The organism is Acidovorax sp. A1169, from assembly GCF_030704685.1.
Lineage (GTDB): Bacteria > Pseudomonadota > Gammaproteobacteria > Burkholderiales > Burkholderiaceae_C > Acidovorax.
In genome coordinates this window covers 162,967-177,577 of record NZ_JAUZDX010000011.1, presented here as the reverse complement: position 1 = coordinate 177,577, position 14,611 = coordinate 162,967, and the positions used below count along the sequence as shown (strand labels likewise).

The window sequence follows — 14,611 nt, the reverse complement described above, 5'->3', positions numbered from 1 at the left end:
ATGAACATCCACCTGCCAAAGGCTGACGAAGCGCGCGCGGACCGGGCGGCGCTGACCGACACGGTCACGCGCTTTGCCCGCACCGAGATCGCCCCGCATGTGGACGCCTGGGATGCGGCGGGTGAATTCCCCCGCACCCTGTACCGCCGCGCGGGCGACCTCGGCCTGCTGGGCCTGGGCTACCCCGAGCAGTACGGCGGCACGCCCGCCAGCTATGCACTGCGCCTGCCGCTGTGGCAGGCCCTGTGCCGCTATGGCACCAGCGGGGGCGTGCTGGCCAGCCTGCTGTCGCACAACATTGGGTTGCCACCCGTGTTGGCGCATGGCAGCGATGCCGTGCGCAACGAGGTGATCCCGCCGGTGCTGGCGGGCGAGCGCATTGCCGCGCTGGCGATCACCGAACCTGGCGGCGGCTCCGACGTGGCGCAATTGGCGACCACCGCGCGGCGCGAGGGAGACGATTACGTGGTCAACGGCGAAAAGGTGTTCATCACCTCGGGCATGCGTGCCGACTGGATCACCGTGGCCGTGCGCACGGGCGAGGCCGGCAGCCGGGGCAGTGGCGGCCTGTCGATGCTGCTGGTACCGGGCGACAGCGCAGGCCTGTCGCGCAGCGCACTGGCCAAGATGGGCTGGCTGTGCTCGGACACGGCGCACCTGCGCTTTGACAACGTGCGCGTGCCCGCGCGCTACCTGCTGGGGGCCGAGGGCGACGGGTTTCGCATGATCATGGGCAACTTCAATGCCGAGCGCTTTGGCTTGGCCGCATCGGCCCTGGGCTTTGCCGAGGCTTGCTACGACGAAGCCCTGGCCTGGGCGCGCCAGCGCAAAACCTTTGGCGCGCCGCTGGTGGCGCACCAGGTGATACGCCACAAGCTGGTGGACATGCAGATGCGCATCCACTCGACCGCTGCCTGGCTCGAATCGGTGGCCGCACAAGCCGATGCAGGCCCCACGGGCGCCGAATGGGTGGCCCAGGTCTGCCTACTCAAGAACCACGCCACGCAGACCATGCAGTTCTGCGCCGACCAGGCCGTGCAGATTTTGGGCGGCATGGGCTACATGCGCGGCACCGTCAGCGAACGCATCTACCGCGAGGTCAAGGTCATGATGATCGGCGGCGGCGCCGAAGAAATCATGAAGGACCTGGCGGCCCGGCAACTGGGTATCTGAAAGAGACATCGCCATGACGACGACCACAGACAAAGCCATCATCACCTGCGCCATCACCGGCGTGCTGACCGACCCGACGCAGCACCACGTGCCCGTGACGCCCGAACAATTGGCGCGCGAAGCCCGCCGCGCCGTGGACGCCGGCGCCGCCGTGGTGCATGTGCACTTTCGCCAGCAAGAGGCCGGCAAGGGCCACCTGCCCTCGTGGGACCCAGAGGTGGCCCGCGACTGCGTGCAGGCCATGCGCGAGGAATGCCCCGGCCTCGTCATCAACCAGACCACCGGCGTGGTGGGCCCGCACTACCAGGGCCCGCTGGACTGCCTGCGCGCCACCCGGCCCGAGATGGCCGCCTGCAACGCCGGCTCGCTCAACTACCTCAAGGTGCGAAGCAACGGCACCTGGGCCTGGCCGCCCATGCTGTTCGACAACCAGCCTGCCAAGGTGAAGGACTTCATCGATGTGATGCTGGAGACCAACACCCTGCCCGAGTTCGAATGCTTCGACGTGGGCATCGTGCGCTGCGTGGAGATGTATGTACAGACCGGCATGTACACCGAGCGCCTGCCCGAATACAACTTCGTGATGGGGGTCGAATCGGGCATGCCGGCCGACCCGGACCTGCTGCCCATTTTGCTCAAGCTCAAGATCCCGCATGCGCCCTGGCAGGCCACCGTGATCGGCCGGCAGGAGATATGGCCGGTGCACCAGCGCGTGGCCGAGCTGGGCGGCCACTTGCGCACGGGGCTGGAGGACACGTTCTATTTGCCCGATGGCAGCAAGGCCACCTCGAACGGGCCGCTGATTGAGCAACTGGCCCAGATGGCGCGCGGTGCGGGGCGCAGCGTGGCGTCGCCGCAGGAGGCGCGGGAGCTACTGGGCTTGCAAGCGACGACCGCTGCTTGACGAGGGCGGGCTGCCCACGGCCTTACGCCAGCGTTCCGGCAGCGATGTGCCGCCCTCAGACCAGCAAAGCACCGGCGTCGACGCCCACCAACTGCACGATTGCAGCGTCGATCGGCTGGTGCTCCGCCGCCGAACTCCAGGCTGCAGCGCCTGCAGGGGCGCCCTTGGGCGAAGGGGTGCCGTTGGCCGAGTTGGTCGAATACATGTACGCCTCTGCGATCTCCTTGGCCCAGGCCGCAGCGGGGGCGTTGTAGACCGCCAGGTCGCCGGTGGCGTTTTCCAGGCCCAGCAGGGCATGGCCCAGTTGTACGGCCACGATGCCCACATTCTCCTTGCCCACAGCGTCGAGGTACGAGACCAGTGCGCCTTGCAGGCCAATGTCGTACCCCATGCCCATATTGGTCACGATCTTCAACGCCAGGGCCCCCGACGACAGGTGCTGGTAGTTGGCACCGAACTGGAAGGCATAGGCCTCCCAACTTTGTGGGGTGGCACCAGCAGCCATCTTCTGCTGGTAGAAAGTCGTGCTCGAAGGGGACTGGTCGTTGAACGCACGGTTCAGAATGCTGACTTCGAGTTCGGCAGAGAGGACAACGGCCACAAAAAGCTCCAAAAATAGGGAAATGTGCAGAGCATAGAGCCTATGTGCTGGCGGCTACAAGAAAACATTGCGCAATGCGCGCAACACACTACCGGCTGGGGCTGCAGCCCAGGCTGTTCAAGCCGGGCCTTATGCAGCAGTCCACGACGCATCCGCCAATACAGCCACGCCGGTGAGCTTGATCAGCGAATCTGCCGCATCCAGCGCATTGGCCGTCGTGCCATCGTTCACCAGCACATAGGTGTCGGCGCCATAACGGAACACGATGGAACCCTTGGCAGCCGCCGAGGATGCGGCAAGCTGTGCGGCGGTCAGCAGCGACGAAGAGGCCGCCACCTCGGCAAACTGTGATCCGGTCAGCGCCACCTTGCCCAGGCCCGTGCCCTTTACGGCCAGCACATCGACACCGACCGCAAAGTCGCTGACCACGATGGCGCTGGCAGCAGGGCCCTCGGCCGTCGAGACATCAAGGGCCTTGTCCTGGGCAGCAGCGAAGGTCACATTCACCACATCGGCGCCTGCACCCGTGGTGACGCTATGGGCCGCCCGTGCATTGAGGTGAATGGTGTCCTCACCACCTCCGGCACTCAACACCAGCCGGGCGCCCGATGATTCTGCGATGCTGAACGTGTCGGCGCCTACCCCACCGAGGACGACCACGGTAGCAGCACTGGAAGCCCCCATCGTGAGGTTCAACGACTTGCCCAGCGCCGACGCATCAATGCTAGCGATATGGGCGCCCTGCACGGTAGTGCTCAGCCCCTGGTCGCCGGTGATCACGATGGTTTCTGCCAGGTCAGCAGTGATTTTTACCTGGTTGGCTTTGGTGGCTGCCACGGTACCTGCCGTGCTGTTCACGTTCAGGTTTTCAATGGAGGTCACGATCACTTCGTCGGCGCCAGTGGCATCGGCAAATACCAGGCTGGCCGTGTCCGCAGCGCCGGTGGCACCAGTAAACCCCACGGTCAGGGCTCCGCCTGCGCTGGAGTTCTGGATACCCACGGTGGTTGCCATGTTCACACCAGTGAATTCAGCTGCACCCACAGCAGAATCAACCCACACTTGCTGCAGACTGCTGTTGCCACCGGCATTGAAACCGGCTCCGACACCCGCAGTGATGAAGACTCTTTCAATGCCTTGCAGCGCCGGGGCGACCGTGGCACCCGCAGCAAGGGTGGCTTTCAGCGTGTCCACGCCGCCGCCACCATCAACCAAGTCGGTGGCAGACAGGAAACCAGCGGTGATTGCTAGGATGGTGTCGTTGTAGGCCGTTGTCTTGAATTTGGCTTCTGCAGCCGTGGGCGACAGCACATCATCAGCCGATGTGAGCGACAAGGTAATACCGCCAGGCCCGATAGGCCCGATACCGATGGGGACCGAGCTGGTATTGGCCGGGTCGGTGGAATATGCGAAAGATGTCTCGACCTCGTTGTTCCACGCCACGGCAGCCGCCTTGTAGACCGCTTGGTCACCGGCGGCGTTCTCCAGGGTGGACAGTATCTCCCCCAGTTGCAAGGCAACGATGCCCACATTCTCCTTGCCCACCTCGACAAGGTAATTCTTCAATGCAGCTTGCAACACTGCATTGGGCAGCACGCCCAGATTGCCCAACAGCTTGGTCGACAGTTGGTCTTCGCTCAAGCTGACATAAAGTGCACCAAATGCCCTCGCGAATTCAACGAAGCCGACCGCTACGGCCTGGGCCACCTGGTTGCTGAACACGCTGTAAGCGGGTGACTGGTCGTTGAACGCGCGGTTCAACATCGTGACTTGGATCGGCTGGAACACGGTTGCGGGCATCAAGACCTCTGGGTGCTGCGTAGATGCGCCAAGGGTAGGCGCCATGCCCGCAGGCCTTTGTGCCGGTCGTCACAAAAAAACATTTTGCTACCTGCCATGCCTTAGACCTGACACAGCCCCAGGAATGCAGGTACACGCGGTTCACGCGGTGAAGCACCTGGCGCCCAGACCCTAACTTTTGCCGGGGAGCGTGCAGAGACCTGGGTCAGGGCGAAGGCAGCACCGGTGGGTGCCGCATGCCAAAGCGCCATGCGCGCGCCACATCGCCAGAACCTACCCCGCCAGTCCGCCCAAGACAACGGTATTGCCCACCGCCACACCCCGGGTGCCTGGAGGGGTGGCGTTGCGCCGGTCGAAGGCCGGGCCGCTGAACGACTGTGTCGATACGAACTTTCCGGCCGTCGCTACACGCACCAGGGCACCGGGCACCGCAGGCTCTTGCGCGATACCCAGGATGGAATACGCCTGGGGCGTAGAGACGAAAAGACGCGCTGCTCCAAACGAAGAGTTGCCCATATTGACCCCAACAACCAGACCGTTGGAAAGAACCTCAAACCACGCATAGGACAAGGCATAGCCGAGCGAGTCAACAGTGATGCCCTCCGCCACCGTCAACTCCGTGTTCCAGGCAATCAAATGGATAGTGAACGCGCCCGCCAGATACACTGCCATCAGCGGCCCGGTGCCCGCTCTGTCAAAGAGCATGAAGGGTGTGTTACCGGGCACTGAAGACTGCCGCAGGCCGCTGCCCGCATTGTCGTATTCATAGAGCTGGCCCGCCACCGTCAGCCAGAAACCGCCAAGCTGGCGCGGACAGATACACACGGTATTTGGCATCCCCGCAGCGCCTGTTGCAGCCAACACCGCAGAGATAAAGTTGCCTGCAGCGTCGTACAAACGTACGGCAGCGCTGGTATTGCTGGCTGGATCAACAAAGACCAGATTGCCGTTGCTCAGTTCCATGGCATTGCGCTCGGCGGGACTCACGGAACGATTGGCGATACCCGTTGCCAGGGTGATCAACATCCCTTGCTGCGTGCCATTGGCCGCAAAGCGTGCAAACTTGTAGGCAGTCGCGGCTGTGTACCGGTAGTAGTGCAGCACAAAGCCGCCCGATGCCAGCGCCAGCACACCGATGTACATGGGTGATGACCCCGCTTCCACAACGACCTCAGCGCCATGCAACACACCTGCCGCGTTGAAGCGTTTGAAAGCGAAATCATTGGCCCCGTTCTTGCCATAGGCCACCACGACGTCACCCCCGGTCAAGGTGGCAAGGTTCCAAGTGGATATATCGCTGCTCGCCAGAGCGGCGACAGTCACCTCGGGTGCCACGACTGCACCGGTGGCCGCCGAATGGATTGCCAGCTTGAGCGTTGCACCCTCGACCCACACCACGGCCAAATTGTCGGCGCCTGCTCGCGCCAAGCGAGTTCCCACCACCCCAGTCGCCGCCGCGACCACCACCCGAGATGACAAAGGCACACGGAGGGGGCCGTAGATACGCAGGTTCACCCCCGTGTCCGACTGGGTGCCATTTCCACTATATGCCACCGCGAAATTGCCATTGTCCAGGGCGACTATCGAGCGGAATATCTGCGCGTTGAAACCGCTGCGCCCCCATGCGGTGCCGCTGGCCTCCACAGCCGCTGGTGGCACCAGCGCAGTCACGCCGCTGGCAGAGTTTTGCAAGGCCAGCGGCACACCGTCGGCGGCGCGCCGCACAAACCCACCCGATCCCAGCTTGGCATAGTCGCCGGCGGCCACTGCCGTTTCGGCCATGACCGTTACCACCTGGCTTTGCGCATCCACACCCGATACGAGATGACGTCCCATGCTGCACATTTCCTTTCCAGGGCATTGCCCGCAATCCGGGCACACCGCCCGTAAGGCAATGTCCGCGACGGCGCGTTGCGGTGAAAGGAGGGGCATATATGCGGCACCGGGCCCAAGGCGCGATTTTTCTAAACGCCATGCGTGGCAGACGCGTAGCCGCGCCGACGCCCCTCTGGGCGTGCTCCATGCTGCGCCGATGATGCGGTGGCCTAGGTGATCGCCCCCGGGTCGGCTACCCCCTGCCACCGCGTCTCGGTCAGATCACCTGCAGAGCCTTCAGCATGGGCACCTGCTTCTGTGCGAAGGCATTGGCCATTTCCGTCAGCTCGGCCAGGTTTTCTTCCGGGGTTTCCAGCGCCTGGCCGGACTTGACCAACTTCTGCCCTTGCAGGCTCAGAATCTGCCACGCCAGTTGGGCCCACTCGGCCGGTTGCTTCTTGCCCTGGGCCAGCGCGAGCAAAAAGAACTGGTGCGTGCGGCTGACCGCAATGCCACCGCCCGTCACCGGGCTGGCCAGAAAGCCCACATCGTTGCTGCCCCGCGACTGGTTGGCCAGCCAGGTGTTGAGCTTGTCGGTGGCCTTGCGCAGCTTGGGCGCCACCGCGTCGTCCTGCGCGGGGGCCAGATGCCCGGCGCCGGCCAGCACCGTCACGCCCTGCTGAATTTGCGCAAAACTGATGCCCTTGCCCTGCAGCGCCTGCTCAATTTGCCCCAGCGTGCGCGGCTTGTGGTCGGCCAGCAGGTCGAGCAGGGGGGCATAGATCACTTCAGTCAGCGTGACCTCGCCCACCCCGCCGGTCATCTTGAGGGACACATCCGGGCGGTAGGCCACCAGCACCACCTTGATCAGGCGAAGCGCTTCGGCCTGGTCAATGGCATTGAGCTTGCGCGCGCCCTTGACCCAGTAGTCACGCCGAAACTGCTGGTTGACGATGAAATCCCGCGTGCTCTCGCGCAGGTTGGCATCGGGAATACTCTTCAAAAACTGCTGCTGCTCGGCGTTAAGGTTGAGCGCGTCGACCTGCTCCGACGGGTGGGCCGTGCAGGCAAATTGCAGCTTGGCGGGTTCCAGCCACTCGGCCATGGTGGCAAAGTGCATGGGCACCCAGTCGCGGTTGAAATACTCATGCGCAAGGTACTGCTTGGGCATGGTCTTCAGACGGGTCATGCGGTCTGCGATGCTCGTATTCACCCGGCTGTAGAGCGGGTTGGTGGCCAGCAGCTTCTCGGCAAAATCCACTGCGCCGTCGATGCGGTTCAGGGTGCCATTGCCCTCGGCACCCATCACGGCCGCATGCTGCGACAGCAGGTGGCGCATGGGTGCAAAGGCCGCCCAGCCGGGCAAGGTGTTGTAGCTGATGTACAGCACACCGCCCACCTTGAGCCGCGTGCGGATGAACTCCACGATCACGGCCCGGTTCTCGTCGCTGATCCAGCTCCAGATGCCGTGCAGGCCGATGTAATCGAACTGCGGCAGGTCGGTGCGGCGAGCAAATTCGTCAAAGGCCTGGTCGTACAGGCGCGGCCCCGAGCCGGACACGGCGGCCAGCTGCTGGGCATAACCGGCTTGCGCGGGGTTGAAGTCCGTGCCATGCCACTCGACCACGCTGGCCGCCGCATGCATCGCCACGCTCAGGCCCTGGCCAAAGCCGAGCTCGCAGGCTGTGCCCACTTCGGGAAACACCAGGCCCTGGTTCAGAAATGCCAGTTTGACCCGCAGCGGGTTGAGCTCGGGGTAGTAGCCATAGGTATAGCCAATGTCGGCCACGTAGCCGGCGGTCCAGTCTGACATGCGGTGCCACTCCTTGTTGAAGGCCTGCATTTTTACATGCGCCACCAGCAGCCTGTCGGACTTGGAAATCGTCGGCTGCAAATCGGCCGCAGCGGTCCATTTTTCACCGTCTTTTTGCCCCATAGCCTGGCTATGGGGCTGCAAATCCGGCAAAAACTGCCCTCGCTGGGGCCGATTTTCGCTTTCGACGCTCCAAGTCCGACAGGCTCCTGGCACCCCATGCAAGCCTACGGCAGCGATGCGTGCGCATCACCACCATTCAACGCCCTGGCGCGTCAGGCCGAAGAAGCAGTGTCAGCCCGCAAGCCTTGCCAATGGCTTTCGAGCATGCCGGTGTAAGCCGCCTCTACCGAGCGGGTGAAGCCGGCCTCGTCCATCAGGGGGCTGGCCACCATGGCTTCGCGCAGGGTAGCGCGCACCTGGGCCAGTCTGGGCAGGTCGCTGGCCAGCGCCACCGCCTTGTCCACATACTCCTGCACGGTGTGGGCCACCCACTCGGGCCGCCCCATGCCGTGCAAAATGGCAGCGCCCAGGCGCCCCACCCCAGGCCGCTCGCTCAGCGTCACATAAGGCACGGCCATGTACAGTGACTCAAACAGCGTGGTGCCGCTGTTGTGCGGAAAGCAGTCCAGCGAAATGTCCACCCCGCGCAGCACGTCCCATGGCGGGCTGTGAAAACCGCACTGAATGCGCTCGGCCGCAATGCCCCGCGCCGCAAACCGCGCCTGGGTCTGGTTCACCAGATCGGCATCGCCCATGTTCTTGCTGTCCAGCAGCAGCACCGAGCCTGGCAGCCGGGCCAACAGCTGTGCCCAGGCGTCGAGCAATCCGTCATTGAAGCGAATGGACCGGCTGAGCGAGGCAAACGTCACATGGCCATTGGCGAACGCGGGCAAAGGCCCGGGGTCGCCCATGCCCGGCGCCGGCCGGTAGGCCAGGTAGGGACGGTCCAGCCGCCAGGGTGTCTCGGCAAAATAGGCACCATCCTGTGTTGGCACGGCATGCCTGTCGGTCAGGAAGTAGTCGATGGTGCCAAGGCCCGTGGTGGAGCCAAAACCCATCCACGACACGGCCACCGGCGCCGGTTTGAGCGCGAACACATCGAGCCTGTTGCCTCCGGTCTGACCCGAAAGGTCCACCAGTACATCCACCCCGCTGGCGCGCACCAGCTCGGCCACCTCCCGGTCGGTCATGCCCTTGATGAAATGCCAGTGCTCTGCCATACCCTGGTAGGCGGGCAGCACCTCGGCCGGGCCGGACATGTTGGCAAAGGCCGATACCTCGAAGCGGCTGCGGTCATGGTGGGCCAGCAAGGGCAGCAGAAAGTGGCGTACCGCGTGCTGCGTGAAGTCGGCCGACACATAAGCGATATGCAGGCGCCGACTCGTCGCCATCTCCACCCCCTGCGCGGGCACTGCGGTGGCCACGGGCTGTGGCACCGGGGCAAAGCAATGGGATTCAAAGGCCTGGTACTGCGCCATGATCTGCTGCGGGCTTTTGTGCGGGTGGTTGTTCAGGGCAAAAAGCCATTTGCTCCAGTACTTGCGCTCGCGAGGCTTGGCAGCCAGCACCTGCATGAACAGCGCTTCGGCCCCTTCATGTTCACCCAGCGTGGCATGCAGGGAGGCCAGCTCCACCATGGCGTCAAGCTTCTGCGCGGGGCTTGCAGAGGGGCTCGCCGCCGCGTCGCTGAGGTAGCGGCGCCCGCGCGCCAGGGCTTGCGATTCATGTGCCTGCAAGCCCATGGCGATCAGTGCGGTCACGTTGCCGGGCTCGAGCGACATGGCCCTATCAAAAGCTGTGGCCGCCTCCCCGGGACGGCCCTGTGCGCGCAGCACGTTGCCCAGATTGATCCAGCCGCTGACGTCGTGCTCCAGGAGCGCCAGCTTGCGGCGTATCAGTGCCTCGGCCTCGGCCAGCAAGCCCAGGTTCTGGCTGGCAATGCTGAGGTTGTTGAGCACCATGGTGTCCTCGGGCTGCAGCGCGAGGGCCTGCGACAACGCGGCGTGGGCCTGGCGGTGCGCCCCGAGCTCCATGAAGACAGCCCCCAATGCCGACTGCACCTGCGCGGGCGGGTGGCCATGGGCCAAGGCCTGCGCCAGCGGTTGCTGTGCCTCGGCATACTGGCCCAATGCCATGTGGGCAATGCCCAGATGAAACCACGCCTGGCCAAAGCGCGGAGCGAGGTGGACCGCCCGCCCAAAGGCTTTGTGTGCCGGCTCGAATCGCCCTTGTGTGTAGAGCACGTCTCCCACCTTGTTGGAAAGCACCGCAAGCACCGCCTGCGACTGGCCCGTGGGCGGCGCTACGGCAGACACCAGTTGCAGCGCGTGCTGAAAGGCCACCAAGGCCTCGTCCAGTTGCCCCAGATGGCGGCGCACATCACCCAATGTGGTCCAGGCCTGTGCATCGCCGGGCGCCAACTCGCACACCCGCTGGGCTGCCTGTAGGGCCTGGGTGCCATTGCCCAGCGCGAAGGCAGAGCGCACCACCCAGCCCCAGGCCATGGCGTCCTGTGCGTGCTGCGCCACATGCGCCTGCGCCTGGCCCAGGCACTGTGCAAACGCGCGCTCCTGAAAAAGCTGTGCAAGGCGGGAGTGGATTGGATGGGCGGCGGTGGACGACATGGGCTGGAATCAAACGATGAGGGTGCACAGCGTACCAGCCTCAACAGCCAACACCGGGCTGCGGCTTCAGAGCCACCCATGAAAAAAGCCCCCCAGGCTTTCGCCTGGGGGGCTTTGCAGAAAGCGGCTTGCAGTGGCTCAGCGAAACGCCAAGCCTTGCAGGCTACCTTCTTGACCTATTAGGCCGAGGTCCACGAAGCGCCCGACAGGGAAGCCACGCCGGTCAGCTTGATCAGGCTGTCGTCAGCGGTCAGCGCAGCAGTGCCGTCGTTCGTCAGGATGTAGGTGTCAGCACCGTACTGGAACGCGATGGCCTTGTTGACACCAGCAGTCGTGGCAGCCAGTTGGGCGGCGGTCAGCAGCGACGACGAAGCGGCGATGTTGGCCAGTTGCGTGCCCGTAGGAGCAGCCTTGGTCGTTCCAGCGCCGGACGTCAGGTTGATCACGTCGGTACCGCTCACGAAGTCGGTCACTTCAAAAGCCGACGCAGCCAGCTTGGCAGCCGTGCTGATGTCCAGGTCCTTGGCGCCAGCGCCGGTCAGGCCCGTGATGTTCAGCGTGTCAGCACCGCCACCCAGGGTGACCTTGTTCACGCCCAGGGCGTTGATGTTGACCGTGTCAGCACCGTCGCCAGCGACCAGGGTGATCTTGGCGTCAGCCGTGCCGGTGATGTTGAACGTGTCAGCGCCCACGCCGCCGGTGATGGCCACAGCCGTCGTGCCGGTGGTGGTGAAGGTCAGGCCCAGGGCCTTGGTCAGTGCCGAAGAATCAATGCTCGTAACGTTGATGCCGGTCACGGTCGTGGTCAGGCCTTGGTCGCCACTGATGACGATCTTTTCAGCCAGGTCGGCAGTGATCTTGGCAGCGTTGACGGTCGTGGCGGCCACGGTACCGGCAGTGCTCTTCACGTTCAAGGTTTCGATGGCAGTCACGATGACTTCGTCGTTGCCAGTGGCATCTGCGAACACTACGTTAGCAGAGTCAGCAGCGCCGGTAGCACCAGAGAAGCCTACGGTCAGTGCACCGCCCACGCCGGAGTTCTGGATACCAACGGTGGTAGCCAGGTTCACACCGGAGAATTCGGCAGCGCCAGCAGCCACGTCAACCCACAGTTCGGTCAGGCCGGTAGCGCCGGTAGCGGTGAACTTGGCACCAGCACCAGCAGTAACGAACACCTTTTCGATGTTTTGCAGCGTAGGAGCAACCGTAGCGGCAGCAGCCAGCGTGGCCTTCAGCGTGTCAACGCCAGCGCCGCCGTCAACCACGTCGGTAGCCGACAGGAAACCAGCGGTGGTTGCCAGGATGGTGTCGTTGTTGCCGGTGGTCTTGAACTTGGCTTCCGAAGCGGCTGGCGAGATGAAGTCGTCGCCGGCAGTCAGGGCCAGGGTCACGCCAGTCACAGCGGTGTCGGTTGGGCCGACAGGCGATGCGGTGGTGTTGGCTGGGTTGGCCGAGTAGGTGTACGAAGCGGTCACTTCGTTGTTCCATGCCAGAGCAGCAGCGGAGAAAGCCGCTTGGTCGCCCGTGGCGTTTTCCAGGCCAGCCAGGATGTCGCCCAGTTGCATTGCAACGATACCGACGTTGGCCTTACCCACTTGGACCAGGTAGTCCTTCAGTGCGGTTTGCAGAGCGGTGTTAGGCAGCAGGCCCAGGTTGCCCAGGATCTTGGTGGACAGTTGGTCTTCGGTCTGGCTGGTGAAGCCAGCGCCGAACGACAGAGCGAACTGGGTAGCGCCAACCGAGGTGGCTTGGGCCACTTGGTTGTTGTACACGGAGTTGGCAGGCGACTGGTCGTTGAACGCGCGGTTCAGCGTGGTGACAGTCGAGTCGATACCAAAAATTTGCTTAGGCATTTGAAACTTCCTATTAACAGTTGAAAAATGAAAACAAGTTGCTAAAGCAAGGCCAGCCCGTCTAGTGCACCACGCTTGCCTGCCGTGCGTGCCAGTTCAGCCCCATCTTTACAAGTTTGCTCTGGCATTATCACACGCACTTTTAAAAAAATGCCAGTGATCAAGAGCAATGCCTAGCCAACTTGGGATGAAGTGTAGCAAGCAACCCACCGGAGGGGGCGTGACGCGGGTCACAAGTAACGCGCGCTTGTTGGCGACACCGGGCCACTGCTCCCAATGTTGCAGCAGGCCAACAATCAAGGGGGAGGCCTGGCAGGATGAGCATCGGCTGCAACGCCCGAGAACGGGCCTCACCAGCCATTACCTGGACGCAAAGGCCGCCCTGTGCTTGTCAGCATGACCCAACCGCCCTCGGCTTTCAGGGATCACGGTTCGGTGCCCTGTACCGCGCAGCCTTCTGGCCGCTACCACTGCCCGCGGATGGCGATATAAGGCCCGCTGCTGCGAATGGCGAACAGGGGCAGGTTGGCGGTCTGCCTGAAGCCTTCAAAGCCGAATACCGCCACGGCGCCCGGCGCCAGCTGGCGCAGGGGGTGCTGGTATTCGGCGCGCATGGACAGGCGGGTGGTGTTGCGCACGCGCCCGTTGTCGAGGATGGCGCTGTAGGCGGTGGTGTCGCGGTTGTGGCCCAGCTCGGCATCGACGTACCAGCGGGGCCCCAGGTGCGCAGCGGCGCGCAGGCTGTACTGCTGCTGGCGCCCGCCGGGGCGGGTGGCATCGGTGGGCATGTCCACCCCGGCGCGCAGACCTATCTGCCATTGGCTGAAACTCAGACCAAGGCTGTCTGCCAGCACCTGCTGGGGCTGCGCATTGCAGCTCCACTGCAGGGCCAGGCCGGCATAGCGACCCGACAGCACAGGGTTGCTGTACAGGTTGCGCAGCTGCGCCTCTGCACCCACGCGGGTGTTGCAGATGGACGACATTTCAGTTTTGCCAGTCAGGCCGGGGCCGTTGCTGGGCATGTATTTGTCCTGCAACTGCAGGCCCGAGCCCAGGTGAAAGCTGGTGTAACGTGTGCCACCACGTGTATGCAGGCTGGCGACGGCGGCACTGGTGTAGTGCTGCAGCAGGGTGGTGTTGCCCGCCGAGCCGATTTCTCCAGCCACGCGGGAGTATTCGCCCGCGAGTTCAGCCTGGGTGGTTTCGGTCTGCGTGGCTCGGGGGCTGGAGCGGGAGAGGACGGCAGCGGCCACTTCCACACGCTGGCCATCGGCCCATTGGCGCGCCAGGTCCATGCGCACATCGGCGCGGGCGTAGATGCCGGGGCGGGGCAGGCTGCTCTCTTCCACCGGCAAGGTGATGTTGCCGGTGGGCAGGGTCAGCGTGAGGCTGGTGATGCCAGGGGCACCAGCAAGGTTGCTGTCGCGCCCCAGCCGCAGGCCGGCGTGGCGGCGCCACTGCCAGCCGGTGCTGGCCCGGCCTGCGGCGGCATAGCGCTGCTGGGCCTGGGCCAGGCTGGCGCGCAGGGTGTCGGGCAGGTCGGGGCGGGCCAGCCACTGGCCCAGCAACTGGGTGGCGCTGAGCAGGTCGCCCACGCCAGCCAGGGCCACGGCGTAGTCGAGCCCGGCCTGGATCTGGTCGGGCTCCAGCATGAGTGAGCGCTCCAGGTGCTCGGCGGCCTCGTCGTAGCGGCCTTCCTTGTTGAGCAGGGCGCCCAGCTGGGCCAGCCATTCGGGCACACGCTGGCAAGTGATCACATAAGGGGTCAGGCGGTCGGCAGGCGTGCCGTCAGGCACCGGAACGCACACAGCAGCCGCTGCGGCCTGCGCGGCGCCGGGTTCTGCGCCCGCCGCAGGCACCTGGGGGACGTTGAACGCTGGTGCCATCTCCTGCGCCGGTGCCAAAAGCAAAGGCAGCGCGCTGCCCTGCCCCTGTGCAAGGGGAACCTGGGGCTGTTGTGCCTGCGCGGCCGTGGCCGCGCACATGGCCATGGCAAGCAGCCACACCGTGCGGGGCATTGAACCC

Annotated in this window: 9 protein-coding genes; 2 read left to right on the top strand and 7 right to left on the bottom strand. The window is 64.4% G+C overall.

Annotated elements, in window-relative coordinates:
* A complete protein-coding gene (locus QYL93_RS18865) occupies positions 1-1,173 on the top strand; it encodes an acyl-CoA dehydrogenase family protein (protein ID WP_305745080.1) in 1,173 nt (390 codons plus the stop codon).
* Positions 1,174-1,186: 13 nt separating this feature from the next.
* Positions 1,187-2,077: a 3-keto-5-aminohexanoate cleavage protein gene (locus QYL93_RS18860; protein WP_305745079.1), complete on the top strand. Its 891-nt coding sequence runs from the start codon at positions 1,187-1,189 to the stop codon at positions 2,075-2,077.
* Positions 2,078-2,132: 55 nt separating this feature from the next.
* On the opposite strand, the gene QYL93_RS18855 is transcribed toward QYL93_RS18860, so the two are convergent.
* The 7 genes from QYL93_RS18855 to QYL93_RS18825 form a co-directional block, all read right to left on the bottom strand.
* Positions 2,133-2,678 carry a hypothetical protein gene (locus QYL93_RS18855; RefSeq protein WP_305745078.1) on the bottom strand — a complete coding sequence of 182 codons (546 nt, stop codon included), beginning with the start codon at positions 2,676-2,678 and terminating at the stop codon, positions 2,133-2,135.
* Positions 2,679-2,807: 129 nt separating this feature from the next.
* On the bottom strand, positions 2,808-4,478 hold the full coding sequence (locus tag QYL93_RS18850; RefSeq protein WP_305745077.1) for a bluetail domain-containing putative surface protein: 1,671 nt from the start codon (positions 4,476-4,478) through the stop codon (positions 2,808-2,810).
* 273 nt (positions 4,479-4,751) lie between these two features.
* A complete protein-coding gene (locus QYL93_RS18845; protein WP_305745076.1) occupies positions 4,752-6,314 on the bottom strand; it encodes a hypothetical protein in 1,563 nt (520 codons plus the stop codon).
* Positions 6,315-6,570: 256 nt separating this feature from the next.
* Positions 6,571-8,106, bottom strand: a complete 1,536-nt coding sequence (locus QYL93_RS18840) for a class I SAM-dependent methyltransferase (RefSeq protein WP_305745075.1) — start codon at positions 8,104-8,106, stop codon at positions 6,571-6,573.
* 275 nt (positions 8,107-8,381) lie between these two features.
* Positions 8,382-10,733 carry a glycosyltransferase family 41 protein gene (locus QYL93_RS18835; RefSeq protein ID WP_305745074.1) on the bottom strand — a complete coding sequence of 784 codons (2,352 nt, stop codon included), beginning with the start codon at positions 10,731-10,733 and terminating at the stop codon, positions 8,382-8,384.
* Between the two features lie 179 nt (positions 10,734-10,912).
* Positions 10,913-12,586, bottom strand: a complete 1,674-nt coding sequence (locus QYL93_RS18830) for a bluetail domain-containing putative surface protein (RefSeq protein ID WP_305745073.1) — start codon at positions 12,584-12,586, stop codon at positions 10,913-10,915.
* A gap of 464 nt (positions 12,587-13,050) precedes the next feature.
* The gene (locus QYL93_RS18825) at positions 13,051-14,604 is read right to left on the bottom strand and encodes a c-type cytochrome biogenesis protein (protein ID WP_305745072.1); all 1,554 of its coding nucleotides are present in this window, start codon (positions 14,602-14,604) and stop codon (positions 13,051-13,053) included.
* Between the last annotated feature and the right edge of the window lie 7 nt (positions 14,605-14,611).

Excerpts from the sequence above, each read along its gene's own strand:
- QYL93_RS18840 (WP_305745075.1), bottom strand. The coding sequence starts at position 8,106 with ATGTCAGACTGGACCGCCGGCTACGTGGCCGACATTGGCTATACCTAT.
- QYL93_RS18865 (WP_305745080.1), top strand. The coding sequence starts at position 1 with ATGAACATCCACCTGCCAAAGGCTGACGAAGCGCGCGCGGACCGGGCG.
- QYL93_RS18830 (WP_305745073.1), bottom strand. The coding sequence starts at position 12,586 with ATGCCTAAGCAAATTTTTGGTATCGACTCGACTGTCACCACGCTGAAC.
- QYL93_RS18860 (WP_305745079.1), top strand. The coding sequence starts at position 1,187 with ATGACGACGACCACAGACAAAGCCATCATCACCTGCGCCATCACCGGC.
- QYL93_RS18845 (WP_305745076.1), bottom strand. The coding sequence starts at position 6,314 with ATGGGACGTCATCTCGTATCGGGTGTGGATGCGCAAAGCCAGGTGGTA.
- QYL93_RS18825 (WP_305745072.1), bottom strand. The coding sequence starts at position 14,604 with ATGCCCCGCACGGTGTGGCTGCTTGCCATGGCCATGTGCGCGGCCACG.
- QYL93_RS18835 (WP_305745074.1), bottom strand. The coding sequence starts at position 10,733 with ATGTCGTCCACCGCCGCCCATCCAATCCACTCCCGCCTTGCACAGCTT.
- QYL93_RS18850 (WP_305745077.1), bottom strand. The coding sequence starts at position 4,478 with ATGCCCGCAACCGTGTTCCAGCCGATCCAAGTCACGATGTTGAACCGC.